A 25,252-nucleotide genomic window follows, 5' to 3' on the forward strand; every position below is an offset into this window, starting at 1 on the left:
GTGGAAGCGCTGTGAGGCGTTAAGCTAACCGATACTAATTGCTCGTGAGGCTTGATCCTATCATTTGAGTGGCTTGGGAAACCGAGTGACGAGATAGTGTTGTGCGACACAATTGAATACCGAATATATGTGGGTTGATCGAGTATCAACCTAGGCTTCTTTAAGTTTGTACCAGTTTATGTCTGGTGGCCATAGCGAGGTGGTCCCACGCCTTCCCATCCCGAACAGGACCGTGAAACGCCTTAGCGCCGATGATAGTGTGGCATTCGCCATGTGAAAGTAGGACACCGCCAGACGCCCCATTGCAAAGCCCAGCTCACACGAGCTGGGCTTTATGCATTGGCGCGGTGGAAACGCCGACACGAAAGCCTCCCCTCGGGGAGGCTTTGTTGCGTTTGGCGTTCAGTAATAGCTGACCACCAGTTGGCCGCGCTGGCTGTTCTTGGGCGTGGCGATGCTGAAGCTGCGGCTCCGTTCGCTGCGGTCCAGATCCAGGCCATTGGCGGAGGGCTGGCTGCTGCTGCGGGCGTCGGCCTTGGCTTGCAGCGGCAAGGTTTTGCCGTTGGCCAGCAAGGCTTCGAGGTGGAGGGGCGCCTTGCATTTGCCCACTTGCAACTGGCTGGGGGCATTGTCGCGCGGCGGAGCGCTCAAGGACATCGGACATTGAGCTTCGACGATGCGACCACTGAAGGTGATGACGCCGCCGCCGGCCAGGATGGCGGACGACAGCAACAGGCATGCCATGGCGGCAAGCGGCGCTGGATGTTTCATGTGAATACCCCGTTTAGTCTTGGCTAGTGTTTGCAGCGGCTCTGCGGCGGCTGTCTTGAATTGCCTTCTAGGTATAGGGGGTATCCGGATTGGGTGCAGGAAAATATTAATATATTAATTTGAATCTTAATAGATATCTGCTATTTGTGTTTCAAATGGACGTGTTATTCATCGATAAATGGTTTAAAAGCGCGAATGAAAGCCGCTCACCCGATCAAGAGGTGAGCGGCTTTTTTGATATGGAGCCCGCCGGCGTCGTCAGTTGTCCGGAGTGCTGCGCTGTTCCAGCTCGCGCTGGCGTTCCGCCTTGATGATTTTGTAGATCCATTGCAGCGATACGCCGTAGCGCCGCGCCAGCTCCGCGTGGTTGCCGCCGGTGAATTCGCGGTAGATCTGTTGATCGCGCTGCGCGGAGCGGTAGGACAAGCCGATGGGGAAGTAGATGTTCTGCCCGCCCCAATGCTTGGCCATGCATTCGGCGATTTCCTGCCCCAACTGCTCGGCTTGCTGTTGTTCGGTGTTGGCGAGCTGTTTCAGCGTCATGGCCACGTGCTGGGCTAGGTCGACGAGCAGTTCCGGGCCTTTGCTGCGAAAGCGTGCTTGCATGGCGTTGTCCTTTGGCGGCGGTATCGATGACGGCCATTATCGCTGTCTTCACGCGCGCGGCCCGGATGACGCGTGTCAGCGCCGGAGCGCGCCCTTCTTCTGTAAAGCGCATTAAAAGACCGCCGCCGTGGCGGTGGCGCATCCTTGCCCTCGTTCGATGGCCATGCGTCGTCGGCAACCGTCATCGCGAGCGATCTCGCGTTCCTTCCCATGTTGTCCAGGAGCCCGCCCGTGGCCAGCACTTCCCAGATCGTCGACGCGTTTGTCACGCGTTTGCGCGGCATTTTGCCGCAACTGAGCGTCGAGCATTATGCCGGCGCGCCGGCCGAGTATCGGCTCGAACATCCGCAAGGCGCGCTCTTGTTGAGCTACCGCGGCAGCCAGTTCGCTGCGCCGCGCGACACGGCCGGTTTCGGCCAGCAGCGCACCTTGCAGTTGGAGCTGACGCTGCTGCTGCGGCGCGCCAACGCGCAGTTCAACGATATGGAGGCACTGGACGCGGCGCGGCGCGCCTGCCTTGGGTTTGCCGCACCGGATTGCCGAGCCGCGTGGCTGTCGTCCGAAACCTTTCTGGGGTTCAGCGACGGCATTGCCCGCTATGCCATTTCGCTGGCCGCCGACACCTGGCAGGTGGCGGAGGCGGCCATTGGGCATGAGCCCGTGTTAACCGCAGTCACTAACGAGGAGCAACCATGAAGTACTTGTATTCCGGGCCGATCAGCGGCGTCACCCTGGCCGACGGCCAGGAAATCATGTTGTTTCCCGGCGCCGAGGTGGACATGCCGGAGCAGCACGATTACACCCGCATGCTGCTGGCCTTGCGGCACCTGAGCCCGCTGCCGGTCGTGGCGGCGGAACCGACCTCCCCTAGCGCTGAACAAGGAGCTTGAGCATGGCAGCGAATTATCTGCATGGCGTGGAAACCATTGAAGTCGAACGCGGCGCGCGCCCGGTGCGCACCGTCAAATCGGCGGTGATCGGCCTGATCGGCACCGCGCCGCTGGCGCCGGAAGCGGCCAACACTCCGGTGTTGTGCCTGTCGGAAAAGGACGCGGCGGCCTTCGGCCCGCAACTGGCCGGCTTCACCATCCCGCAAGCGCTGAACGCGATCTACGATCACGGCGCCGGCACCGTGGTGGTGATCAATGTGCTGGACCCGGCGCTGCACAAGAGCCCGGTCGCCGGCGAGGCAGTGACGCTGGACGCGGCCACCGGCCAGGGCAAGACCGCCAAGGCGGCGCTGCAGAACGTGGTGGTGAAGAGCGCCGACGGCGCCACCGCCTACGTGGCCGGCACCGACTACCTGCTGGACGCGGTCAACGGCAAGATCACCCGGCTGAAGGACGGCGCCATCGCCGCCGGCGCGGGCCTGAAAGTCAGCTATGACTACGCCGATCCGACCAAGATCACCGCCGCCGACATCATCGGCGCGGTCAACGCCGCCGGCAACCGCACCGGTCTGAAGGCGCTGCAGGACACCTATAACCGCTTCGGTTTCTTCGCCAAACTGTTGATCGCGCCGGGCTTCTGCACCCAGAACTCGGTGGCCAGCGCGATGGCGGCCATGGCCGACAAGCTGGACGCCATCGCCTATGTCGACGCGCCGATCGGCACCAGCTTCGCCCAGGCGCAAGCCGGCCGCGGCCCGGCCGGCGGCATCAACTTCAACACCTCCAGCGACCGCGTGCGCCTGTGCTATCCGCACGTCAAGGTGTTCGACCCGGCCACCAACGACACCCGTCTGGAGCCGCTGTCGGCCCGCGCCGCCGGCCTGCGCGCCAAGGTGGACAACGACAAGGGCTTCTGGTGGTCCAGCTCCAACCAGGAACTGGCCGGCGTCATCGGCGTGGAGCGCCAACTGACCGCGATGATAGACGACCCGCAGTCCGAGGTGAACCTGCTGAACGAGCAGGGCATCACCACGGTGTTCTCCAGCTTCGGTTCCGGCTTCCGCCTGTGGGGCAACCGCACCGCCGCCTGGCCCACCGTCAGCCATATGCGCAACTTCGAGAACGTGCGCCGCACCGGCGACGTGATCAATGAGTCGATCCGCTACTTCAGCCAGCAGTTCATCGACATGCCGCTGAACCAGGCCACCATCGACGCGCTGGTGGAATCGGTGAACGGCTATGGCCGCAAGCTGATCGGCGACGGCGCGCTGCTGGGCTTCAAGGCCTGGTTCGACGTGGCGCGCAATCCGGAGACCGAGCTGGCCGCCGGCCATCTGCTGATCAGCTACAAGTACACGGTGCCGCCGCCGCTGGAACGTCTGACCTTTGAGACCGAGATCACCTCGGAATACCTGTTGAGCCTGAAGGGAGGCAATTGATCATGGCAGGCAAGATTGAAATCAACCGCATCACCAACGCCAACATCTACATCAACGGCAACTCGCTGTTGGGTCGCGCCGAGGAGATCAAGCTGCCGGACGTGTCCGCCATCATGCAGGAGCACAAGGCGCTGGGCATGGTAGGCAAGATCGAGCTGCCGGCCGGCTTCGACAAGCTGGAAGGCGAGATCAAGTGGAACTCCTTGTACAAGGACGTGGCCAAGATCATCGCCAATCCGTTCCAGGCGGTGCAATTGCAGGCCCGCTCCAGCATCGAGACCTATGGCGCGCAGGGCCGCTTGCAGCAAGTCAGCCTGGTGACCTTCCTGACCGTGATGTTCAAGAAGAACCCGCTGGGCACTTACAAGCAGCATGAAAACGCCGATTTCAGCTCCTCCTTCTCCGCCACCTACATCAAGCAGGTAGTGGATGGCGAGGATGTGCTGGAGCTGGACTACCTGGCCAATATCTTCCGGGTGGGCGGCGACGACATGCTGGAACTGTACCGCCGCAATATCGGCGGTTGATGAAGGGCCGGCCACCGGCCGGTTTGTCGACACGCATTCTTGCTGATGAGGCGAGGCCCGGCGTTGCCGGGTCTTCCGGAGCAGCCGGAGGCGGCTTGTCGGCAAGCAGGCCGGGGCTTTCAAGCCTTTCCCTAAAGGGCTTTAACAGACCCGCCGGGCCGTAAACCGGAAAATGAAGCTCATCAACCACGCAGTCCGCGACCAAGGAGCTCACATGAAGATCAAACTCAAATACCCGTTCACCAACGCCGCCGGCGAACGCCTGGACAGCCTGGAAATCAGTCGCCTGAAGCGCGCCGATCTCAAGGCCGCCAGCCATCACAGCCAGGACGACGCCGACCAGGAGGATTTCCTGTTCGCGCGCATGACCGGCCTGACGCTGGAAGACATCGACCAGCTCGACATCGCCGACAGCCGCGCGCTGGCGGACTGCTTTCGCGACATGGTGGGCGTCTCCGACGACGCTTAAGGACTTCGACGAAGCGCTGCTGACCGTGCTCGGCCTGCCGCCGTCGGAAATCGACGCGCTGGCGATGGACGACTACTGGTTCTGGTGCGAGGTGGCGGAGCGTGAGATCCAGCGCCGCCACGAGCGCGAACAGCAGTGGCTGGATCGAGACTGATTTTTCCTGCGCCGTGCGTTCGCGCGGCCCGGGGCCGGCCCGTCCGTCAGGACGGCCGCCGGCCCCACCCAGAGCCGCCGGAGCTGGTTTGGCGGCCTTCCCCTCATACTCACAGGCTAACACCATGGTAAGCGAGTTTTTCATCGGTCTTAAGGTGGGAGCGACGCTGTCCGGGGTCTTCGACAACGCCTTCCGCTCCGCGCGCGCCTCCTTGGATGAACTGGGCAAGACCAGCTTGCGCTTGCGCGACCGCCAGCGCGAGCTGAGCGACAGCGTGGAGCGTTCGCGCAAGGCCTTCGCCGCGCTGGATCTGCCGCAGCTGGAGCGAGATCACCACAAGCTGGAGCTGACGCTGGAGCGCTTGCGCCAGCGGCACGACGCCTGGCTGGACAGCGTCAAGCGCGGCCAGGGCGTCAAGCTCGCCCTGCCCGGCGTGTCCCAGGTCAGCGAGCTGGTGGCCAAGTGCCGCGTCGAGCTGCAGGCCTCGGTGAAGGTCAAAGCGGTGATCGAAGTGGAGCAGCGGGTGCTGGAAAGCCAGGAGCGGCAAAAAGACGCCACCTGCAATCCGCGCCCGCCGACCGTGCCCAAGCGCCCGACCCCGCGCGGCGACGGCGGCGACAAGTCCAAGGACGCGCCGCCCGATCTCGAATCCACCCTCCAGCGTCTGCGCACGCCCGGCATCCAGCGATGGATAGGCGTGGCCGACGCTGTTCAGCTGTCCTCGCGCTGGCTGTCCGACGCCGCCGGCAAAACCCACGAAGTCCTGTCCAAAGGCCTGGGCAATAAGGCCTTGCGCTATGTGCACGGCAAGCTCAACCCGCTGCTGGGCGGCAAGCTGCCCAGCGTCGACGCCATGCTGGGCGCGCTGGAAAGCACCCGCGACGCCGGCGACACCGTCGCCAAGGGCGCGGCCAGGGTGGGCCAGGCGCTGCGTCGTTACGCCGACACCCCGGGCAGTGTGCTGGCCAAGATCGCCGCCGCCAGCGAGACGCTGCTGAAAGAAGACGGCGCCAAGGCGGCCCAGCCGGGCAAGACGGGCGGCGCGGCGGCCAAGGGCAAGGCCGGCGGCGGCAAGATCCGCTCCGCCATTCGTCTATTGCAAGGCCTGCCGGCGCCGGACGCCACGCCCTTGATCGAATTCAACGACAAGGTAGGCGGCATCAGCCGCGATGTGGCCAAGGCGGCCGGCACCGTGCACAAGACCTTGTCGCAAGGCATGGGCAACAAGGCGCTGCGCTATGTGCACGGCAAGCTCAACCCCTTGCTGGGCGGCAAGCTGCCCAGCGTGGAAAGCCTGCTTGGCTCGGTGAAAGCGCTGGAGGACGGCGCGACCAAGGCCGGCGAGATCAGCGACAAGGTGGGCAAGTCGCTGCGCCGCTACCAGGACACCAAGGGCGGCTTGCTGAGCAAGCTGTGGGCCGCCGGCAGCGAATGGTTCAAGGAGGACAAGCCGGGGGCCACTCAGGGCCAGGCGGACAAGCCCGGCGACTGCATGGGCGCCAAGCCCGAGAACTGCTGCTGTTGCTGCCAGCCGGCCACGCGCGACATCGACAAGCCCGGCGACGGCATGGACCCGGATCGGGACGAGCGCCGCAAGAAAGAGCGCCGCGACAAGGAGAAAAAGGGCGACAGACGCGAGCGCGGCCGCAAGGAGCGGCGCCCCAGGCCCAAGCCGCGTCCCAAGCCCAGCCCGAAACGGAGGCCCAGTCCGAAGCCGAGACCGAGCCCCAGGCGGAGCCCGCGTCCGCGGCGCCTGCCCAAGGGCCGTGGCTTGCCCGGCGGCATCGGCGAGGTGTTCCGCCGCGGCGCGGCGCTGGCCAAGGCCGGAATCAAGGGCCTGGGCAATGCGCTGAAACAGGTGCCGGGCATGCTGCGCGGCGGCGCGCAGAAAACCGGGGACTGGCTCAAGAGCCTGCCGGGCAAGGCCAAGGCCGGCGCGCAGGGCGCGGCCAAGGCGGCGGGTTCGGTGGCCAGCCGCGTCGGCGCGGGGCTGAAGCGTCTGCCCGGACTGGCGCGCGGTGGTATCGGCAGCGCGGCCAAGCTGGCCAGAACGGTGGCCCAACGCGCGGCGCCGCTGCTGAAAACCGGCGCCGGCGTGGCCAAGGCCGGCCTCGGCATCGGCAAGGAAGTGTTCAAGCGCACCGGTGGCCTGCTCAAGGCCGGCGTCGCCGGCTCGGTGATCACGGCGTTGGAGGCCGGCCAGGAAGCGTGGAACGTCAGCAAGTCCAATCGCAGCCAGACCGAGAAGAACAAGGAGTACTGGAAGATAGGCGGCAAGGCCGGCGGCTCCATCGGCGGCGCGGCGATGGGCGCGGCCATCGGCAGCATGATCCTGCCCGGCGTCGGCACCCTGGTGGGCGGCGTCATCGGCCACTTCGCCGGCAAATACGCCGGGGAATGGGCCGGTGGCAAGGTGGGCAACGCCATCCACGGCGCGGCCATGCCCGGCAAGGCCAAAGCGCCGGCGGCGGGCGGCGCGACGCCCGCGACCCAGGCGCCTGCGCAGCTTCAAGCGCAAGCCCAGGCGCGCAGCCAGCAGTTGCAACGCCTGCAGCAGGGCGGCGCGGCGGCCAGGGCGCCGGCCAAGAGCGCGGGCGGCGGCATGAACATCAGCTTCGCGCCGCACATCACCGTCAACGCCGGCGCGCCGGCGGGCGTCAAGCAGCAGGTGCAGCAGGCGATGCAGCTGTCCTTCGCCGAGTTCGAGCGCCTGATGCGGCGCTACGAGGCGGATAGGCAACGGCGTAGCTATAGCGCCCGCGCTTGAGCCGCGGAGCCTGGCGCGCTAGCGCGCCGGCTCCTGTTTCCACCTATTTGGAGGGCAACCCATGTACGCGGTACTGGGCAATATCGAGTTTGATCTGATCACGTATTTCGACGGCCTGGAACAGCGCAGCGGCAGCGACTTCGCCGAGCACGGCCGCATCGGCGGCAAGCCGGTGCTGCAATTCGTCGGCGACAAGCTGGACGAAATCCGCATCGACCTGGTGCTGCACGCCGCCTATTGCCAGCCGGATGAGGAGCTGAAGAAGCTGCAGGCGGCGCGGCAGCAGCATCAGGCGCTGGCCTTGGTGCTGGGCAACGGCGATTACAAAGGCCGCTTCGTCATCACCGAGCTGCAAAGCACCGGCCGCCAGACCGACCGCAGCGGCAGCCTGCTGGCGGTGGAAGCCCAGCTCAGCCTGCGCGAGTTCGGTGGCGACGCGCCGCCCAAGCCCAAGCCAGCGCTGGCCAAGGCCGGCGCCGGGCTGCCGGCGGGCAAGCTCAAGCTGCCGGCCGGGCTGGAGCGCTTCAAGGCCGACATCGCCGGCCTGGCCAAGGTGGTAGCCCAGGTCAAAAGCGTGGTGGGCAAGGTCAAGACCGTGATCAACACCGCGCGCGACATCCGTCAATTGGCCGGCCGCGATCCGGCCGCCGCGCTGGAAAAGCTGCCAGGCCTGCTCAAGGAGGTACAGGCGGTGGCGCCCGGCCTGCAAGTCAGCGCCGAGCAGATGGCGAAGTTCGAGCAATACAGCAAGCTGGCCGGCGACGCGGTGCGCGTGGGCCAGAGCCTGCAGCAGGCCAAGCTGAACATGAGCGCGATGGGCCGGCTGCTGGCCGGCACCCAGGCCGGCCAGGTGCTGGACAAGCTGGCCGCCTGCGAAGAAATCAACGGCCGCTCCGAAGTGGCCTTGCGCGAACTGGCCGAGCCGCTGGCCGGCCTGGCCGCCAAGGCCGCAGTGCGGCGCATCCTGAGGTGAAGCCATGTTCCTGAACCATGTGACTCAAGAAAATGAACGCTGGGACCAGATCGCCTGGCGCTATTACGGCGACGTCGGCCAGATGGCGCAGCTGATCGCCAACAACGCCCATGTGCCGATAGGCGAAACCCTGCCCGCCGGCCTGACCCTGGCGATTCCGGTGCTGGACGCCGCCGATAGCGCGGCGCTGGAGCAATTGCCGCCCTGGAGACGGCCATGAGCGACAGCCGCGTGCAAGACGTGCCGACCCCGGCTTTCGAGCTCAGCTACAACGGCAAATCCATCACCGCCGACATCGCCGGCCACGTGCTCAGCATCGCCTACACCGATCACCTGAGCGGCGAATCCGATGAACTGGATGTGGAGCTGGAGGACGTGGACGGCCGCTGGCTGGACAGCTGGTATCCGGACAAGGGCGCCACGCTGGCGCTCAAGCTGGGCTACCGCGGCGCGGCGCTGACGGCGGCGGGCAGCTTCGACATCGACGAAGTGGAATACCGCTCGCCGCCGTCCACCGTGCGCATCCGCGCGCTGGCCACCGGGGTGCAGCATCCGCTGCGCACCAAGAACGGCCGCGCCTATGAGCAGATCACGCTGCAAGCGCTGGCTCAGCGCATCGCCAAGCGCCACCGCATGAAGCTGCAAGGCAAGATCGAGGCGGTGAACATAGACCGGCTGACCCAGTATCACGAAACCGATCTGCAATTCCTGCAACGGGTGGCGGACCAGCACGGCTATGTCTGCAAGGTGATGGATAACAACCGCAAGCTGGTGTTCTGGAAGCGCAGCGACCTGATGCAGAGCGCCAGCGTGCGCCGCTACACCCCGGCCCAGCTGATGGGCTGGCAGGCGCAGGACCAGCTCAGCAAGGTGCCGGCCCAGGTGGACGTCAGCTATCACGATCCGGCCAAGCGCGTGCTGCGCACCGCCAGCGCGCGCGCCGACGCCAAGGCGCCGGGCGGCAAGGCCAGCAGCGCCGACACCGTCAAGCTCACCCGCAAGGCCGCCGGCAAGCGCCAGGCCGAGCAGATGGCCGCGGCGGAGCTGGAGCGCCGCCAGCTGGAGCGCACCCGCATGTCCGTCACCGTGGACGGCTCGCCGCAGCTGGCCGCCGGCAGCAATATCGATCTGGACGGCTTCGGCAAACTGTCTGGCCGCTACCAGATCCAGCGCGCCAGCCACCGCATCAGCCGCCAGGACGGCTATGTGTGCGAACTGGAATTGAAACGGGTGGCCGTCAGCGCCGCCCAGGATAAAAGGAAAACCCCATGAGCGACGTCCCCCTGCCGGAAGCGCTGGCCACCCTCAAGTTCGGCAGCGTCTCCGCCGTCGATGAAAACACCCAGCGCGTGCGGGTTCGGCTGCCGGAGCTGGGCAGCTTGCGCACCGCCTGGCTGCCGGTGCTCAGCCGCAAGAGCGGCCGCGACAAGGACTACTGGCTGCCGGACATCGGCGAGCAAGTGGCGGTGCTGCTGGACGCGCGCGGCGAGGACGGCGTGGTGTTGGGCGCCATTTTCTCCGCCGCCGACGCGGTGCCGGTGGCCAGCCGCGACAAATGGCATCGTCGCTTCGCCGACGGCGCGATTCTGGAATACGACCGCGCCGCGCATCAGCTCACCGTGCGCGGCGGGGTGAGCAAGGTGGTGGTGGAGGCGGGCGCCGAGATCACCCTCAAGGCCGGCGCCAAGGTCAGCATAGACGCGCCGGCCACCGAGATCAGCGGCACCTTGCTGGTCAAGGGCCTGCTCACCTATCAGGGTGGCCTGAACGGTTCCGGCGGCGGCGGCGCCAGCTTTGCCGGCAATATCAGCCAGAGCGGCGGCAGCTTCAACAATGCTGGCGGCGATGTGGTGGCCAGCGGCAAGAGCCTGGTCGGCCACGTGCATCCGGCGCCGGGCGGCATGACCGGCGGGCCGGTGTAAACACGGCGCTTAAGATCCGCCGCGGCGTCAAGCACCCAGCCCCGATGGCGAGAGCCATCGGGGCTGGGTTGCGTCTAGAAGCAAGGCTGTCAGATCAAGCGGTTCAACTCGCTGGCCGCGTTCAACTGCATCGCATGCAGCGGCTCCAGCATGAAGGCGAGATGGTTGCCCGGCGCGGCGTCGTCCTGGCACTGCCACAGCAACTGCAAGGCCGCGGCCAGGCTGGAGTTGGCGGCGTCCAGCTCCACCAGATGACGGCTGGCGATCTGATGGATAGATTGGTGGCAGCGGCTCAGCTCATCGATCACCGCGTCCAGCATGCTCAGTTCGGCATGTTGCCGCCGCAGCGCCTGCAGTTGGGCGATTGCCTGCCCCAGCTGATGCGTGGGCTTGCCGGGCAGCGTCTGGAGCGGAGAAGAGGGGGTTGCCATGATGAAGTTTTCCAATGGATGTCGGCGCGGCCGGTCCGGACCTCGCCGGCACAGGGCGGGAGCGGCCTGACGGCCGTTGCGGGGCGGCGCGCCCGGCGCCGGAAAAACGCGGCGCGACGGGAATTGTCGTTCAGCGCCGGCGCCGGGGTCAAGCGTTGGCTGGATCCGGACGCGCCGCGTGCTGTCTTTAGTTTGTGTTCCACATTTTCCTTTGCTAGCGGTCTGGCGCCAGCTATAACCACACTTGCATGTAATGATATAAGCATGTTTATTTTTGATAGAAAATACTAAGTGAATGTACGTAGTGCGCTGCAGCTTGGCGCCGGTTCACGATCCTGCGCGCCAGGGCGCTGCGGCCGAGAAAGCGAAATGCACGCGTGGTACATGCGCATTTCGAGGACGCATTCGCCGTGTGGGGTTTCATAAGGCGTAGCGGATGTTGAACCGGCCCTAGGGAGGGGCGGCCCGGCCGCCCCATGGCGGCGCCGTCCGTGGCGGAGCTGATGCAGGCTGGCCGCAAGGGGACGGATGGCACCGAGGCTTCTCAATACAAGGAGCAGGATCGATGTCATTGCAACAGTCTGTCGCGGCTGGCTTGGGTCTGGCGCTGGTCTGCGCCGTCGCCGGCGTCCAGGCCGCCGACATGCCGGAGGCGTCCGCCGCCGCCGCGTTCAAGGCCATGAAGAATACGCCGGCGGCGCGTCACAGCTATTACACCGGCGGCGTGCACAACACCGTCGGCTGTCCGCTGCCGGGCAGCTGCGTCTATCCGCGCAAGCCCGGCGAACCCAGCGATCCGCTGTTCCCGGAATGGTGGGTCAGCAACTGGACCATGTACCGCATCTACAATCAGGCGGCGATCCAGCAATACCCGCCGCCGTACGCCTCGCCGCCGGCCGGCATGACGGAAGGCCAGGACTACGAAAAATCCTACGGCGCCAGCTACTACGATGCCAGCTATGTGCCGGCGGACGGCGACGGCCGCGGCGCGATGATGGAGCATTATGAAAAGCGCTGCCTGCCGATCTTCCCCGGCAGCAACCAGTACAGCTGCTCCTTCGTGTCCCTGGGCAACAAGGCTTACTTCCTGCGCTACGCGGACCGGCCCAAGGGCACGCCGCAGTGCTGCCAGTTCTCCTTGGACAACCACCCGCCGCGCCGCGACTTCATCAAGCACCTGCCGTACAACGCCGAGCAGAGCACCCATCTGAACGGCAGCGTCCAGGCGTACTCGCGCATCGTGCAGCCGGGCAGCATCCTGTTCGGCTACGCCTTCTACAAACAGCCGACGCGCGACGGCGGCAAGGGCGCGCCGTACCGCCATCCGCAGTCCTTCTTCTTCTCCGGCGATCCCGGCTCGCCGCCGGACGCGCCCATGGTCAGCCAGAACTACAGCAACTTCCGCGCGCAAAAGCCGGACCCGAAACGGACCTGGCTCAAAGTGGCCGAAATGTGCCCGGCCAAGCCGGAATGGTGCTGCCTGTTCGCCACCGATTGCCCGGACAAGGGCAAGGCGGACGCGCCGGCGGCCGACAAGGCCAATGCCCAAGCCGACCCGAGCTGGGCCACCCTGCAGCCGTAAAGGAATCGCCATGAGTTATCTCGACTCTCCCCGCATCCACTTTTCCGGCTACTTCCAGTCGGACGTGTCCACCGTCAACAACAATGTCTGTTATTACGATTCCGACGCCTTCAAGGAGCAATACCAGGAGTACGGCGACGGCGGCTGGAATCCGCAGGGCACCGCCATCTTCCGCTTCGTCAGCTGCAGCGTCACCGGCGCCAGCCTCAACGGCAAGCCCATCACCAGCAGCGCCCAGGACCCCATCATCGGCATGGCGATGGAAAACGCCGATTGCCGCGCGCCGGGCAAGATGGCGGACCTGGACCCGCAGCAGCAAATGGTGTCGCAGATCTGGGCCTTGCAAGTGCGGCTGACCGATAATGTCGAGCGCGCGCTATTCATCGGCGACATGCTGCCGGTGGGCTTCATGAATTTGTGGCTGCGCCAGCAGCACGGCGTCCGCTCCGACCAGCAACTGGCCGCCAACTACCAGTCCATCCTGGAAAACGTGCAATGGCACGGGCACAGCCGCTCGCCGGTGCTGGAAGCGATGCGCAAGGCCAGCCAGCACGGCCTGCTGGCCATCGAGTTCAATCTGTTCGGCTACGGCCGCGACCCGTCCATCCCGCGCTACACCCAGGGCCATATCGTCGGCACCATCGGTCCCTATCACGAGCGCGAGCCCAAGCATTTCGTGCTGGGCCGGCAAATGACCGCGCAACTGGATCAGGACCCGGACGCCTACCCGCTGGTGCCGGCAGGCGGCGTGTACTGCTTCCAGTGCAAGAACCACCCGGAGCGCCAGACCCTGACCGCGGACTTCGGCAACGCGCTGCCCATCGTCGACGCCAGCGGCGCCTTCGTCGATCTGGGGCCCTTGACGCTGGCGGTGTTGAAACAGCCGGCGCAAGCGCCGATCAGCGCCAGCCTGAGCCAGGACCAGGTCATCGTGCTGGGCCAGGTGGCCTATGACCCGCCGCAGCCGGGCGCGGCGGCCAGCGACGAGCCGTCGCCGTGGTTCTGTCAGACCGCGGCGGTCCAGGACTTCGACTACTCGGCCATTCCGGGCGCCAGGCAGGCGCTGGAAGCCTGCCCGCTGCTGTTGCTGAGCCCGTCCGGCTCCGGCTACCAAGTACTGGTGCAAGAGTCCATCGACGGCCTCTATGTGCGTTCCGACGAACATGTGCTGCGCTTGAACGCCGGCGAGAAGTTGCCGGTCAGCTTCTTCGCCAGCCGTTACGGCCAGCCGCTGTCCGCGCAGGTGAACGTGGAACTGCTGCCCGACGGCGCCACCCTGATGGGCGGCGGCCAGCCGCTGCCGCCGTCGCCGCCGCACAACAAACCGGTGCTGCCGCCCCCGATCAGCGTGCCGGCGGACGCGGTGCAGTACCCGGCGTCCTTCCACACCAACGACGGCGGCCACGGCCGCGCGGTGATCGGCGCGATCCCGGCCGGGCCGGGCAATCCGCGCGGTTATATCGACGGCCAGTTGTACGGCATCGGTTATCAACTGCAGCAGCAACCGCAGGACTATGTCAGCAACTACTGGAACTTCGTCAGCGTGCTGGCCTTCGACCGCGTGCCGGAGCCGGAGCACCCCACCTGGTACGACGATATCCGGCCCATCTTCGTCCAGTACGGCAACCTCTATCCCATCATGAGCAAGCATGTGGTGGACCTGGGCGATTACGACTCCGTGGTGCGCCATCTCGACATCCTCAAACTGGCGTTCTCGCTGCCGATGAGCGATCCCAATCACATGCCGGTGCCGCGCGATCTGTCCGACGACAAGCGCGCCATCATCCTCAAGTGGCTGCGGCGGACCGACGCCCAGGGCAAGCCGCTCAAGGGCACGCCGTCGGCCAAGGCCGCCGCCGCGCCCGCGCCGCAGGCGGTGGACGCCAACGCGGTGGCGGTGACCTTGGACGATCTGCAAATCGCCGGCAAGAGCGCGGTGGTGCTGCAACGCCAGGCGCAGCGCAAAGCCGCGCCGTCGAAGGATTGAGGGAGAACAGACCATGATTCGCTTGCAACGCAGCATCATCCACGGCATCCGCGCCGCCAAGACCGCGGCCGACCTGCACTACTACCTGCAAAACGCGGTGGAACTGGAGCATGCCACCATTCCGCCCTATCTGACCGCGATGTTCTCGCTGAAGGCGGGCTACAACGAGGAAATCCGCCAGCTGATCCACAGCATCGTGATGCAGGAAATGCTGCACATGTGCATCGCGGGCAACATCCTGATCTCCATCGGCGGCCATCCGCAGATCAACAAGCCGCCGTTCATCCCCAAATATCCGGGGCCGCTGCCGATGTCCATCGGCGGCGAGGGCTTCATCGTCGGCATCGAACCGTTTTCCAAGGAGCTGGTGTTCAACACCTTCATGGTGATCGAGGAGCCGGAAGACCCGGTGCCGGTGGAAACGCCCAAGCTCGCCGCCGAGGACGAGCCGGACTACGCCACCATCGGCGAGTTCTACGACGCGATCAAGAAGAAGATCAAGGAACTGGGCGACGGCATCTTCATCCCGGCCACCGTGCCCAAGCAGGTGCTGGGCTGGTTCTCGCCGGAGCGGCTGTTCCCCATCACCGACGTGGCCAGCGCCCTGCACGCCATCAACATCATCATCGTCGAAGGCGAGGGCACCAGCACCAACCCGAACCAGTCGCCGGGCAACCCGGCGCACTACTACAAGTTCGGCGAAATCTACTACGGCCGCCGCATCGTCAGCACCCCGGACGGCGGCTACGCCTACGCCGGCGCCCCGGTGCCCTACGACGAGGACGGGGTGTACCCGATGGTGTCCAACCCGCAGGACTACGACTACCAGGACAACACCCAGGCCAAGGTGAGGGTGGAGGCCTTCGCCTACAGCTACAGCAGCCTGCTCAACGCCTTGCACCAGGCCTTCAACGGCGAGCCCAAGCGCATCGATACCGCCATCGGCCTGATGTACGACCTCAAGGTGCAGGCGGTCAGCCTGATGGAAACGCCGGTGGCGCCGGGCAGCGAGCAGACCGCCGGGCCCAGCTATCGCTACGTGAATACGCAAGGAGGGATGGACACCAGCGATTAACGCCGTCCGCCATTGCGCAAGGCCACAGCGGTCCGGCGGATGCCGGGCCGCGTTTGCCATCTCGCCGAGTCGTCAACGCGCGGCAGACACTAGAACAGCTTCTTAGGAACACAGCCATGCCACTGCCAGCCAGCAAGTCCCCGCTCAGCCCGGATCCGGGCGGCCGCAGCGCCGGCGCCATGACCATGCAGCGCTTCAGCGTGCCGTTCGAATACCCGGTGTATTTCGGACGCGGCCTGCTCAGCGATCCCGGCAACCTGCTGCTATTGCAGGCGATCTGCCGGCGCGAGCCGGAACGGCGCCATCGCTTCGTGGTGGCGATAGACCAGGACGTGGCCGCCGCCCATCCGCGGCTGCCCGCCGCCTTCGAACGCTACGCCCGGCGCCACCGCGCGGCGCTGGAACTGGCCGCGCCGCCGCGGCTGGTGCCGGGCGGCGAAGCCTGCAAGAACGACCCGGAGCAGCTGTTCGCGCTGCAAGGCTGGCTGCAGCACTGCCATGTCGACCGCCACAGCTGCCTGGTCATCGTCGGCGGCGGCGCGCTGCTGGACATGGCCGGCTTCGCCGCCGCCACCACCCATCGCGGCGTGCGCGTGGTGCGCATGCCCACCACGGTGTTGGCGCAGAACGACTCCGGCGTCGGCGTCAAAACCGCGATCAACGCCTTTGGCGCCAAGAACTTCCTCGGCGCCTTCGCGCCGCCGTTCGCCGTGCTCAACGACTACGACTTCATCGCCAGCCTGCCGCGCCGCGACCGCATCGCCGGCATCGCCGAAGCGGTGAAAGTGGCGGCGATACGCGACCGCGCCTTCTTCGACTGGCTGGACGCCAACGCCGAAGCGCTGGCCGCCGGCGACGACGACGCGATGCAATGGATGATACGGCGCTGCGCCGAACTGCACCTGAACCACATCGGCCAGGGCGGCGACCCCTTCGAGTTCGGCAGCGCCCGGCCGCTGGATTTCGGCCACTGGGCCGCGCACAAGCTGGAAGCGCTGAGCGGCTACGCGCTGCGCCACGGCGAGGCGGTGGCGATAGGCCTGGCGCTGGACTGCCGCTACGCGGTGCTGGCCGGCCTGCTGCGCGAAGCGGCCCAGCTCAGCCTGCACCGGTTGCTGCTGCGGCTGGGCTTCGCGTTGTGGCACCCGGCGCTGGACTGGCGCGACGGCGAGCGCCGCCAGCTGCTGGCCGGCCTGGATGAGTTCCGCGAACACCTTGGCGGCGAACTGACCATCACCCTGCTGCAGCGTTTGGGGCAGGGCGTGGAAGTGCACGCCATCGACGCGGATCGGATGAACGCGGCCATAGACTGGCTGCGCGACAGGAGTGATGACCATGTTGCTGCTTAACCCCCAATCCCGCCCGGACAGCCAGGCGGCCGGCCAATTCCCCGCGACCCACCTGAGCTATTGCAGCAATATCCACCCCGGCGAAAGCTGGTCGGAAATGCGCGCTCAACTGGGCTTCCACCTGCCGCGCATCAAGGCGCGGGTGGCGCCGGACCGGCCGTTCGGCATCGGGCTGCGCCTGTCTGCGCTGGCGTCGCGGCAACTGGAGGCCGCGCCGGCGCTGGACGAGTTCCGCGCCTTCCTGGCCCAGCACCAATGCTATGTGTTCACCATCAACGGCTTCCCCTTCGGCGCCTTCCACCGCCAAGCGGTGAAGGACGCGGTCTACCTGCCGGATTGGCGCGACCCGCAGCGGCTGATCTACAGCAACCGGCTGGCCCAGTTGCTGGCCGCACTGCTGCCGGAGGAAATGAACTACGGCAGCGTCAGCACCGTGCCCGGCGGCTATCGCCAGCACCTGAGCGGGGATGGCAGCGCCGCGCTGTGGATTTCCACCCATCTGCTGGAACACGCGGTCTTCCTGCACCGCCTGCACCGCGACAGCGGTCGCCGCATCGTGCTGGCGCTGGAACCGGAACCGGATTGCCTGCTGGCCACCAGCGAGGACGCGGTGGCCTTCTTCGAACTGCACCTCCTGAGCCGGGCCGCGCTCAACCAGGTGGCCAAATGGTGCGGGGTCAAGCGCGAGGAGGCCGAAGCCATCGTGCGCCGCCACCTGGGCGTGTGCCTGGACGCCTGCCACGCGGCGGTGGAATACGAGCAGCCGGAAGACGCGGTGGCGCGGCTGGAACAGGCCGGCCTCTCCATCGCCAAGTTGCAGCTCAGCTCCGGCCTGCGCGTGACGCGGCCGGACCGGATGGCGGCCGAGGCGCTGCGCGCCTTCGCCGAAGACACCTATCTGCACCAAGTGGTGGCGCGGCGCGGCAGCGAACTGCTGCGCTACCCGGACCTGCCGATGGCGCTGGCGGCATTGCCGCAGCAAGCGGCGGACGAATGGCGCATCCACTTCCACGTGCCCATCTGCCATGCCGCGCTGGGGCCGTTCGCCAGCACCCAGGACTTTCTGTCGCGGCTGCTGGCGCAGCAACGCCTGCGGCCGATATGCAGCCACCTGGAAGTGGAAACCTATAGCTGGAGCGTGCTGCCGCCGGCCCATCGCCAGGGCGACCTGGGCGAGGCGATCTGCCAGGAACTGCAATGGGTGGAGGGCCAGCTGCGATGAGTGGCCAGCGCGCGCTGCCGATACCCAAGACCAGCGCCCGGCGACGCCTGTCGCGGCGCCACGCGCGCCAGACCCGGCGGCGCGTGGCCGGAGTCTGGTCGCTGGCGCTGCGCCTGGGCCGGGTGTCCAACCTGCCCACGGTGTGGAGCAATGTGCTGGCTGGCGCGGCGCTGTCCGGCCACGCCGTAAGCGGCGGCGCGCTGGCCTTGCTGCTGCTGGCGCTGTCGCTGATCTACGTGGCCGGCATGTATCTGAACGACGCCTTCGACCGCCGCATCGACGCGCGCGAGCGGCCGGAGCGGCCGATTCCCGCCGGCCTGGTGTCGGCGCGGCTGGTGTTCCTGGCCGGCTACGCGCTGCTGGCCGCCGGCGTCGCCGTGCTGGCGGCGCTGGGCCCGTCCGCCTTCCTCGCCGGCCTGTGCCTGGCCGCCACCGTGCTGGTGTACGACCTCTGGCACAAACGCAACCCGCTCAGCCCGCTGCTGATGGGCTTGTGCCGGATGCAGGTCTACCTGATCTGCGGCCTGGCGCTCAGCGGCGGCGCGCTGTCCGGCCTGCTGCTGCTGGCGGCGCTGGCGCTGCTGGCCTATCTGATCGCGCTGACCTATGTGGCCAAGCAGGAAGGCCGCGCCGGCCTGGGCCGGCTGGCGCCGCTGCTGGGCCTGGCCGCGCCGCCGCTGTTCCTGCTCAGCCAGCCGTTCCAGCCCTGGACGCTGCCCTTCCTGCTGCTCAGCCTGGGCTGGAGCGCGCACTGCCTGCGCCTGGCCTGGCCCGGACCCGGCCGCGACATGCCGCGCGCCGTCGGCGGACTGATCGCCGGCATCGCGCTGGCGGACGCGCTGTTCATCGCCGCTGCCGGCCTGCCGCAGTGGGCGGTGCCGGCGGCGCTGGCCGCCTGGCTGACCCTGAGCTGGCAACGCCGGGTGCCCGGCACCTGAACGGAGAGTCGCATCATGGAAATGCAAACCATGCTGGCGGATCAGATCCACGCCAGCCTGCTGGACGCCGCGGACCGCCACAACGCCGCCCAGGCGCTGGTGTGGCTGGAGTCCTGTCGCCGGTTCGCCGCCGCGCCGGACCCCGAGGCCGCGCGCCGGCTGTTCAGCGTGGCCAAGCGGCAACTGGCGGCGCTGACCCTGCTGCCCAAGGGCGCGCTCAAGGCCTTGCAGGCCCAGGGCGTGCTGGCGGCGGAAGCGTGGTCGCCCGGCGACGCCGGCCGCGCGCTGCTGCTATTGCGCGCGCTGGCCGCCGGCGCCGGCTTCGAACTGGGGTTCGACCTCTACCGCGGCGGCGATAGCCTGGAACAGCAGGCGGTGGTCAAGACGCTGATCCTGCTGCCCAAGCCGGAAGACTGGCTGGCGCTGGCCACCGACGCCAGCCGCAGCCACGTGGCCGGCGTGTTCCAGGCGCTGGCCTGCGACAACGCCTACCCGGCGCAATGGTTTCCCGATCTCAATTTCAACCAGCTGGTGCTCAAGGCGCTGTTCACCGGCGCGCCGGCGCGGCATATCGCCGGCCTGGAACGGCGCTGGAGCCCGGAACTGGCACAGATGGTGGCCGCCTACGCCAGCGAGCGCCGCGCCGCCGGCCGCAGCGTGTCCGACGACATCGTTTTCCTACTGCAAGGACTGCATCATGAAAATGTTTGATCCGCACATCCACATGACCTCCCGCACCACCGACGACTACCAGGCGATGAGCCGGGCCGGCATCAGCGTGGTGGTGGAGCCGGCGTTCTGGATGGGTCAGCCGCGCCGCCATGTCGGCAGCTTCGACGACTACTTTCTGTCGCTGCTGGGCTGGGAGCGCTTCCGCGCCGCCCAGTTCGGCATCCGCCACTTCTGCACCCTGGGCCTCAATCCCAAGGAAACCAACAACCCAGACGTGGCCGACGGCGTGATGGCGCTGCTGGAGCGCTACCTGGACAAGGATGGCGTGGTGGCGGTGGGGGAAATCGGCTTCGACGACGAAACCCCGGCCGAAGAGCGCTACTTCGCCCGCCAGCTGGAACTGGCGATACAGTTCGACCTGCCGGCGCTGGTGCACACCCCGCACCGCGACAAAAAGGCCGGCACCGTGCGCAGCCTGGCGCTGGTGCGCGACAGCGGCATCGCGCCGGAACGGGTGCTGATCGACCACAATACCGAAGAAACCCTGCCGCTGGTGCTGGACTCCGGCTGCTGGGCCGGCCACTCTATCTACCCCAACACCAAGATGGACGAGCCGCGCATGGTGGCGCTGGTGCGCCAGTACGGCAGCGAACGCATCATCATCAACAGCGCCGCCGACTGGGGCGTCAGCGACCCGCTGAAAGTGCCCAAGACCGTGGACGCGATGCGCGCCGCCGGCATCGCCGAGCGCGACATCGAAACCATAGTCTGGCGCAACCCGCTGGACTTCTTCGCCCAGAGCGGCCGTCTGGACATCGAAGAAGCCAACAGCCCGCTGGCGGTGGACCAGCGCCGCCTGTACCAGGGCAACTCCGTGCTGCGCGGCCAGAACCCGCAAGTGGACATCGTGGACTGAAACCATGCAACGTACCCTGGTGTTGAACGTGGTGGGCCTGACCCCGCAGTTGCTGCGGCACGCGCCGCACCTGAGCCGGCTGGCGGCGCGCGGCGCGCAGCGGCCGATCAGCGCGGTGATGCCGGCGCTGACCTGTACGGCCCAAGCCACCTATCTGACCGGCCTGCTGCCGCAGGCGCACGGCTGCGTCGCCAACGGCTGGTATTCGCGCGAACTGGCGGAGCCGCTGTTCTGGAAGCAGAACAACGCCTTGATCCAGGGCGAGAAACTCTGGCACGAGGCCAAACGCCTGCACGCCGGCTTCAGCTGCGCGCAATTATTCTGGTGGTACAACATGTACGCCGACGTGGACTGGAGCGTGACCCCGCGCCCCATCTACAAGGCCGACGGCCGCAAGCTTCCGGACTTCTACTGCAATCCGCCGGAACTGCACGCCGAGCTCAGGCAGAAGCTGGGCGATTTTCCGCTATTCCACTTTTGGGGGCCGGCGGCGGACATCCGCTCCAGCCGCTGGATCGCCGACTGCGCGCTGCACCTCTACCGCTCGCGCCAGCCCACGCTGACCCTGGTCTACCTGCCGCATCTGGACTACTGCCTGCAACGGCTGGGGCCGGACCATCCCGGCGTGGCGGCGGAAGTGGCGGCGGTGGACCAGCTGTGCGGCGAACTGATCGAGCAGGCGGACCGCGATGGCGGCCACATCATCGCCTTGTCCGAGTACGGTATCACCCCGGTCAGCAACGACATCGCCATCAACCGCATCCTGCGCATGGCCGGCTGGCTCAAGGTGCGCGAGGAGCAGGGCGAGGACAAGCTGGATTGCGGCGCGTCGGCGGCCTTCGCGCTGGCGGACCACCAGATCGCTCATGTCTATGTGCGGCAGCCGGAACTGGTGCCGGAGGTGAAGGCGCTATTGCTGGAGCTGGACGGGGTGGAGATGGTGCTGGACCAGGCCGGCAAGCGTTTGCTGGGCCTGGATCATCCGCGTTCCGGCGAATTGGTGGCGGTGAGCCGGCCGGACCGCTGGTTCAGTTATTACTATTGGCTGGACGACGCGCACGCGCCGGACTTCGCGCGCACGGTGGATATTCACCGCAAGCCGGGTTACGACCCGGTGGAGCTGTTCCTGGACCCGACCTTGAGCTGGCCGAAGTTGAACATTGGCTGGACCTTGCTGAAGCGCAAGCTGGGCATGTGCAGTCTGTTGGAGGTGATTCCGCTGGACCCGTCCCTGGTGCGGGGTTCGCATGGTCGTCCCACCTTGAATCCGGAGCATGGGCCGGTGTTGATCAGTTCTTTGCCGGAGGGTTTGCCGCCGGGGGCGGTGCCGGCGACGGGGGTGAGGGATGTGATCATGAATCATTTGTTTGGGGAGGTGGAGGCGGGGGTGGGGTATGGGGTGCATGGGGTGATGGAGTAGGGGTTTGGGTTTATTCCGGTGATAGGGTTGTGATGGGTGATGGTTTTTCTGTTGAATCCGCTGCGCGGATGATGGTTTGCATTGCCGGGGCTGCCCGGCAGGCAGGAAGGGGAATTTGCTCGGCCAAATTCCCCTTCACCCCAAAGGCCGCCCTGCAAGCCTGGCCTGCGGCTTCCCGCCGGGTCCCGTCAGGCCCGAGGCGCGGCTGAACTCGCAGCGCGCTAACGTCGCGCTGCTCGAACAGGCAGCCGCTTAAGACCTCGGGCCTGCCACCCGACGGCAGGCTTGAAGGGACCAGGGGCGCGTCGCAAACGTGGTTTCTCCTTGGCTCTTTGGAGATATCCACAGAAAAGGGAATAGCGCAAAGTTACCCACAGAGCGGCCCAAGCAGTGAATCAACTACCTCCTATTTAGAGAATTGACCACCTCGTGTAGCACCCAGGTGTCCCCTCGGGACGCGCCGGAGAAAAAGAGGTCTGCAAGGTTTTAAGCGGCTGCTTTGTTTGAGCGATTTGACGCTAGCAAATCGCGAGTTCAGCCGCGCCTTGCAGGCCTCTTTTTCTTCGGGGTTTCGCGCCCTGGGGGACGAGGGGGGATGAAAGGGGGCGGCGGTCCGCCCCCTTCCCGTTCGCCGGGCGGAACCGGCCCTAAATCAATATCCGCGAAGCGGATTCAAAACCAGATCACTCAACAAGTAAGCCACGCTCAAGCAAAGCAACCACCCCACCTTGACCCCAAGCGTCCCCTCAGGAACAATCCCCACGTTGCCGCCCACACGCGGCACACGGGATTGGCGTCCCGTTCGTGTGTACTACCAGCCTACGCAGCATACTGCGCGGGCTGTTTCACCATGGCGGTGCTGTTTGGCAGGCGCATGGTGGGAGAGTGCCATGCACTCACCGGTCTGGTACACACCCGGTACGCCAATCCTGCCACGCGCCTGCCTAATACCTCAGCCTTCCCCGGCAGGTGGTTTATCTTGTGTCACAGCAGGAGAAACACCATGCATCACGCTCAAAACTTTCCCCCACGCCGCCGTTACAAGTTGAGCTCGCTAGAGCAACAAGAAGCCCTGCTCCCCTTCGTCCGCTTCTGCCCCGGCCGCACCTATGCGCATTACTGGCAGATGCCCACACCCAGCAAGGATGGACCCACCGACCACGCCTACGGTCGTGAATGCGCGGCCCATCTACTGCAATGGCTGAAGGACAACCGTGAATACGTTGGTAAAGGCCTGCTCAGCCGCGTGGCGCGCGACATCGACTTTGAAGACCGCGATGGCCGCGGTCAGTGGATGGGCTTCTTCAACTATCTGGAAATCATGATGCTGCTGGGCGCCGATCGGGTCCGGGTTTATCGCCATGTGGATAGCCAGCACCGGTTTTACCTGGCACAGGAACAGCGCTTCAGCCTGGAAGCGCGCTTCCGCCGTGTCCGCTTGCAAAACCACTAAGCGCCTTGCGTGGGCATCGCCGCGCTCCACCCTACCAAGCTGATACCGTTTGTCACAGCACGGAGCGCACGCAAAAACGGGGAGGCCATGGGCCGCCCCGCTTAACTCAAGCGGCTACGCTTATTCCTGCAACAGCGCCGCCCGGCGCTCAATCCCCTTCACCTCCACCTTCAAGGCCTTGGCCAGACGCTCGCCGTATTGGCGGTCCGCCTTGTAGAAGTGCGACAGCATGATGTCGCGAGTCTCCACATTGCGCACCTTGGCCAGGTCGCCGGACAGATTGCGGATCAAGTCCGCCTGGTCCTGCGCGCTCAGCGAGCGATAGAACTCGCCGGCCTGCTGGAAGTTCAGCGTCTTGGCGATGGCCTCCTGCTGAGTGTTGCCCTGCAAGGGCAGGCGGCTGTGCTTGAACTGCGGGTCCTGCGGCTTGGGAGCCAGCCGGCTGGGCTCGTAATTGACGCTGCCCTGGCGGCCGGAGGCGTTTTGCGCGCCGTCCTGATTGTTGTTCACCACCTCAACCCGCGGGCGGTTTACCGGCAATGCCTGGAAATTGGTGCCGACGCGGTGCATCTGGGTGTCCAGATAGGAGAACAGCCGGCCTTGCAGCAAGCGGTCTTCCGAGGCCTCGATGCCCGGCACCAGATTGGCCGGGGACATCGCCACCTGCTCGGTGGCTTCGAAGAAGTTGGCCGGCACCTGGTTCAGCGTCATGGTGCCCACCTTGCGCTCCGCCACGCCGGTCCACACCTTGGTGGGGTCCAGCGGGTTGAAGGCGAAGCGGTTCATGTCCTCGGGCTGGATCAACTGCACGTACAAGTCCCAGGACGGGTAGCGCTTCTGCTCTATGCTTTGCAGCAGGTCCGCGGTGGCGTGGCTGACCGATTGGCCCTGCACCTTGGGCAGTTCGTCCGGGCGCAGATTGCGTTCGCCCTGGCGCGATTTCCAGGTGAACTTGGCGTATTGGTAGCGGCCGTCGGCGGCCACCAGCTTCAGCGCGTGCACGCTGCTGCCGTTCATTTCGCGGTAATTGGCCGGGGTGCCGTAGTTGGAGTACACCCGGGTCAGCATATGGGTGGATTCCGGCAGATGGGAGAAGAAGTCGAACACGCGGTTGGGGTCTTGCTCATTGCTGACCGGGTCCGGCTTCAGCGAATGCACCATGTCCGGGAACTTGATCGCGTCGCGGATGAAGAACACCGGCAGGTTGTTGCCCACCAGGTCCCAGTTGCCCTGGGCGGTATAGAACTTGGTGGCGAAGCCGCGCGGGTCGCGGTCGGTTTCCGGCGCGCCGCGGCTGCCGATCACGGTGGAGAAACGCACGAATACCGGCGTTTTTTCGCCCTTGCGGAACACCAGGGCGCGGCTGACGTCCTGCAAGCCTTCGCTGGCGACGAAAACGCCGCCGGCGCCGGCGCCGCGCGCGTGTACCACGCGTTCCGGGATGCGCTCGCGGTCGAAGCGCTGCAGTTTTTGCAGCAGCTGGATGTCTTGCAGCAGGGTGGGGCCGTTGGGGCCGGCGGTCTGGCTGTTTTGGTTGTCGCCCACCGGCGCGCCGTTGTCCTGGGTCAGGTTGGCGGCTTGGGCCAGGGTGGCGCTACAAGCCAGCGCCAGGGTGAAAAGCTTGCGGTTCACGGAAAAGGTCAGAACTGACATTGGCACTCCCATAAATTATTAGAACATTTACTAAGG

Annotated in this window: 25 protein-coding genes and 1 rRNA gene; 22 read left to right on the forward strand and 4 right to left on the reverse strand. The window is 66.2% G+C overall.

Features of this window, described 5'->3' with window-relative positions; translation table 11 throughout:
- The first annotated feature begins 181 nt into the window (after positions 1-181).
- Positions 182-296: ribosomal RNA gene (gene rrf / locus VI26_RS01800) — 5S ribosomal RNA — on the forward strand.
- Positions 297-402: 106 nt separating this feature from the next.
- Here rrf and VI26_RS01805 read toward each other — a convergent pair.
- Together VI26_RS01805 and VI26_RS01810 are read right to left on the reverse strand one after the other, a co-directional pair.
- On the reverse strand, positions 403-771 hold the full coding sequence (locus VI26_RS01805) for a hypothetical protein (RefSeq protein ID WP_156183697.1): 369 nt from the start codon (positions 769-771) through the stop codon (positions 403-405).
- A gap of 258 nt (positions 772-1,029) precedes the next feature.
- On the reverse strand, positions 1,030-1,377 hold the full coding sequence (locus VI26_RS01810; protein ID WP_048408043.1) for a Mor transcription activator family protein: 348 nt from the start codon (positions 1,375-1,377) through the stop codon (positions 1,030-1,032).
- Positions 1,378-1,608: 231 nt separating this feature from the next.
- Between VI26_RS01810 and VI26_RS01815 the strand changes: the two genes are divergently transcribed.
- The 11 genes from VI26_RS01815 (at position 1,609) to VI26_RS01860 (ending at position 10,518) form a co-directional block, all read left to right on the forward strand.
- Positions 1,609-2,073 (forward strand): Gp37 family protein, encoded by a 465-nt coding sequence (locus tag VI26_RS01815; protein WP_053074170.1) that lies wholly within the window; start codon positions 1,609-1,611, stop codon positions 2,071-2,073.
- Entirely contained in the window at positions 2,070-2,267 is a 198-nt protein-coding gene (locus VI26_RS01820; protein ID WP_048408045.1) for a hypothetical protein, read from the forward strand. Before VI26_RS01815 ends, VI26_RS01820 begins: the two co-directional genes overlap by 4 nt.
- Positions 2,268-2,269: 2 nt before the next feature.
- Positions 2,270-3,706, forward strand: coding sequence for a phage tail sheath subtilisin-like domain-containing protein (locus VI26_RS01825; protein WP_048408046.1), 1,437 nt, complete (start codon positions 2,270-2,272; stop codon positions 3,704-3,706).
- Positions 3,707-3,708: 2 nt separating this feature from the next.
- Positions 3,709-4,233: a phage major tail tube protein gene (locus tag VI26_RS01830; protein WP_048408047.1), complete on the forward strand. Its 525-nt coding sequence runs from the start codon at positions 3,709-3,711 to the stop codon at positions 4,231-4,233.
- A 214-nt stretch (positions 4,234-4,447) separates the two neighbouring features.
- Positions 4,448-4,702, forward strand: coding sequence for a phage tail assembly protein (locus tag VI26_RS01835; protein WP_019101636.1), 255 nt, complete (start codon positions 4,448-4,450; stop codon positions 4,700-4,702).
- Between the two features lie 25 nt (positions 4,703-4,727).
- Positions 4,728-4,856: a GpE family phage tail protein gene (locus VI26_RS25135; protein WP_191186169.1), complete on the forward strand. Its 129-nt coding sequence runs from the start codon at positions 4,728-4,730 to the stop codon at positions 4,854-4,856.
- Between the two features lie 124 nt (positions 4,857-4,980).
- Entirely contained in the window at positions 4,981-7,623 is a 2,643-nt protein-coding gene (locus VI26_RS01840; RefSeq protein ID WP_048408048.1) for a hypothetical protein, read from the forward strand.
- A gap of 61 nt (positions 7,624-7,684) precedes the next feature.
- Positions 7,685-8,596, forward strand: a complete 912-nt coding sequence (locus VI26_RS01845; protein WP_048408049.1) for a phage tail protein — start codon at positions 7,685-7,687, stop codon at positions 8,594-8,596.
- 4 nt (positions 8,597-8,600) lie between these two features.
- Entirely contained in the window at positions 8,601-8,816 is a 216-nt protein-coding gene (locus tag VI26_RS01850) for a tail protein X (RefSeq protein WP_048408050.1), read from the forward strand.
- On the forward strand, positions 8,813-9,868 hold the full coding sequence (locus VI26_RS01855) for a phage late control D family protein (RefSeq protein ID WP_048408051.1): 1,056 nt from the start codon (positions 8,813-8,815) through the stop codon (positions 9,866-9,868). Before VI26_RS01850 ends, VI26_RS01855 begins: the two co-directional genes overlap by 4 nt.
- Positions 9,865-10,518, forward strand: coding sequence for a phage baseplate assembly protein V (locus tag VI26_RS01860; protein ID WP_048408052.1), 654 nt, complete (start codon positions 9,865-9,867; stop codon positions 10,516-10,518). Before VI26_RS01855 ends, VI26_RS01860 begins: the two co-directional genes overlap by 4 nt.
- 89 nt (positions 10,519-10,607) lie before the next feature.
- Here VI26_RS01860 and VI26_RS01865 read toward each other — a convergent pair whose 3' ends face one another.
- Entirely contained in the window at positions 10,608-10,949 is a 342-nt protein-coding gene (locus tag VI26_RS01865) for a hypothetical protein (protein WP_048408053.1), read from the reverse strand.
- A 565-nt stretch (positions 10,950-11,514) separates the two neighbouring features.
- On the opposite strand from VI26_RS01865, the gene VI26_RS01870 reads away from it, so the two are divergent.
- From VI26_RS01870 to VI26_RS01915, 10 genes are all read left to right on the forward strand, one after another.
- Entirely contained in the window at positions 11,515-12,531 is a 1,017-nt protein-coding gene (locus VI26_RS01870; RefSeq protein WP_156183699.1) for a hypothetical protein, read from the forward strand.
- A gap of 10 nt (positions 12,532-12,541) precedes the next feature.
- The gene (locus VI26_RS01875; RefSeq protein WP_048408054.1) at positions 12,542-14,518 is read left to right on the forward strand and encodes a hypothetical protein; all 1,977 of its coding nucleotides are present in this window, start codon (positions 12,542-12,544) and stop codon (positions 14,516-14,518) included.
- Positions 14,519-14,531: 13 nt separating this feature from the next.
- Positions 14,532-15,593 (forward strand): ferritin-like protein, encoded by a 1,062-nt coding sequence (locus VI26_RS01880; protein ID WP_048408055.1) that lies wholly within the window; start codon positions 14,532-14,534, stop codon positions 15,591-15,593.
- 116 nt (positions 15,594-15,709) lie between these two features.
- Positions 15,710-16,942 (forward strand): 3-dehydroquinate synthase, encoded by a 1,233-nt coding sequence (locus VI26_RS01885; RefSeq protein WP_197081344.1) that lies wholly within the window; start codon positions 15,710-15,712, stop codon positions 16,940-16,942.
- On the forward strand, positions 16,929-18,164 hold the full coding sequence (gene eboE, locus VI26_RS01890; protein WP_048408056.1) for a metabolite traffic protein EboE: 1,236 nt from the start codon (positions 16,929-16,931) through the stop codon (positions 18,162-18,164). Before VI26_RS01885 ends, eboE begins: the two co-directional genes overlap by 14 nt.
- The gene (locus VI26_RS01895; RefSeq protein ID WP_156183700.1) at positions 18,161-19,102 is read left to right on the forward strand and encodes a UbiA family prenyltransferase; all 942 of its coding nucleotides are present in this window, start codon (positions 18,161-18,163) and stop codon (positions 19,100-19,102) included. The genes eboE and VI26_RS01895 overlap by 4 nt, the downstream gene beginning before the upstream one ends.
- Positions 19,103-19,117: 15 nt before the next feature.
- Entirely contained in the window at positions 19,118-19,813 is a 696-nt protein-coding gene (locus VI26_RS23015) for an EboA domain-containing protein (protein WP_053074172.1), read from the forward strand.
- A complete protein-coding gene (locus tag VI26_RS01905; protein WP_197081345.1) occupies positions 19,800-20,690 on the forward strand; it encodes a TatD family hydrolase in 891 nt (296 codons plus the stop codon). The genes VI26_RS23015 and VI26_RS01905 overlap by 14 nt, the downstream gene beginning before the upstream one ends.
- Positions 20,691-20,694: 4 nt before the next feature.
- A complete protein-coding gene (locus VI26_RS01910; protein ID WP_048408058.1) occupies positions 20,695-22,110 on the forward strand; it encodes an alkaline phosphatase family protein in 1,416 nt (471 codons plus the stop codon).
- A 1,003-nt stretch (positions 22,111-23,113) separates the two neighbouring features.
- Positions 23,114-23,563 carry a hypothetical protein gene (locus VI26_RS01915; protein WP_048408059.1) on the forward strand — a complete coding sequence of 150 codons (450 nt, stop codon included), beginning with the start codon at positions 23,114-23,116 and terminating at the stop codon, positions 23,561-23,563.
- Between the two features lie 120 nt (positions 23,564-23,683).
- On the opposite strand, the gene VI26_RS01920 is transcribed toward VI26_RS01915, so the two are convergent.
- Complete coding sequence (locus VI26_RS01920; protein ID WP_048408060.1) at positions 23,684-25,216, reverse strand: catalase; 1,533 nt, start codon at positions 25,214-25,216, stop codon at positions 23,684-23,686.
- Positions 25,217-25,252 lie beyond the last annotated feature (36 nt).

Source organism: Chromobacterium sp. LK1 (assembly GCF_001043555.1).
In the GTDB taxonomy this organism is placed as follows: Bacteria; Pseudomonadota; Gammaproteobacteria; order Burkholderiales; family Chromobacteriaceae; genus Chromobacterium; species Chromobacterium aquaticum.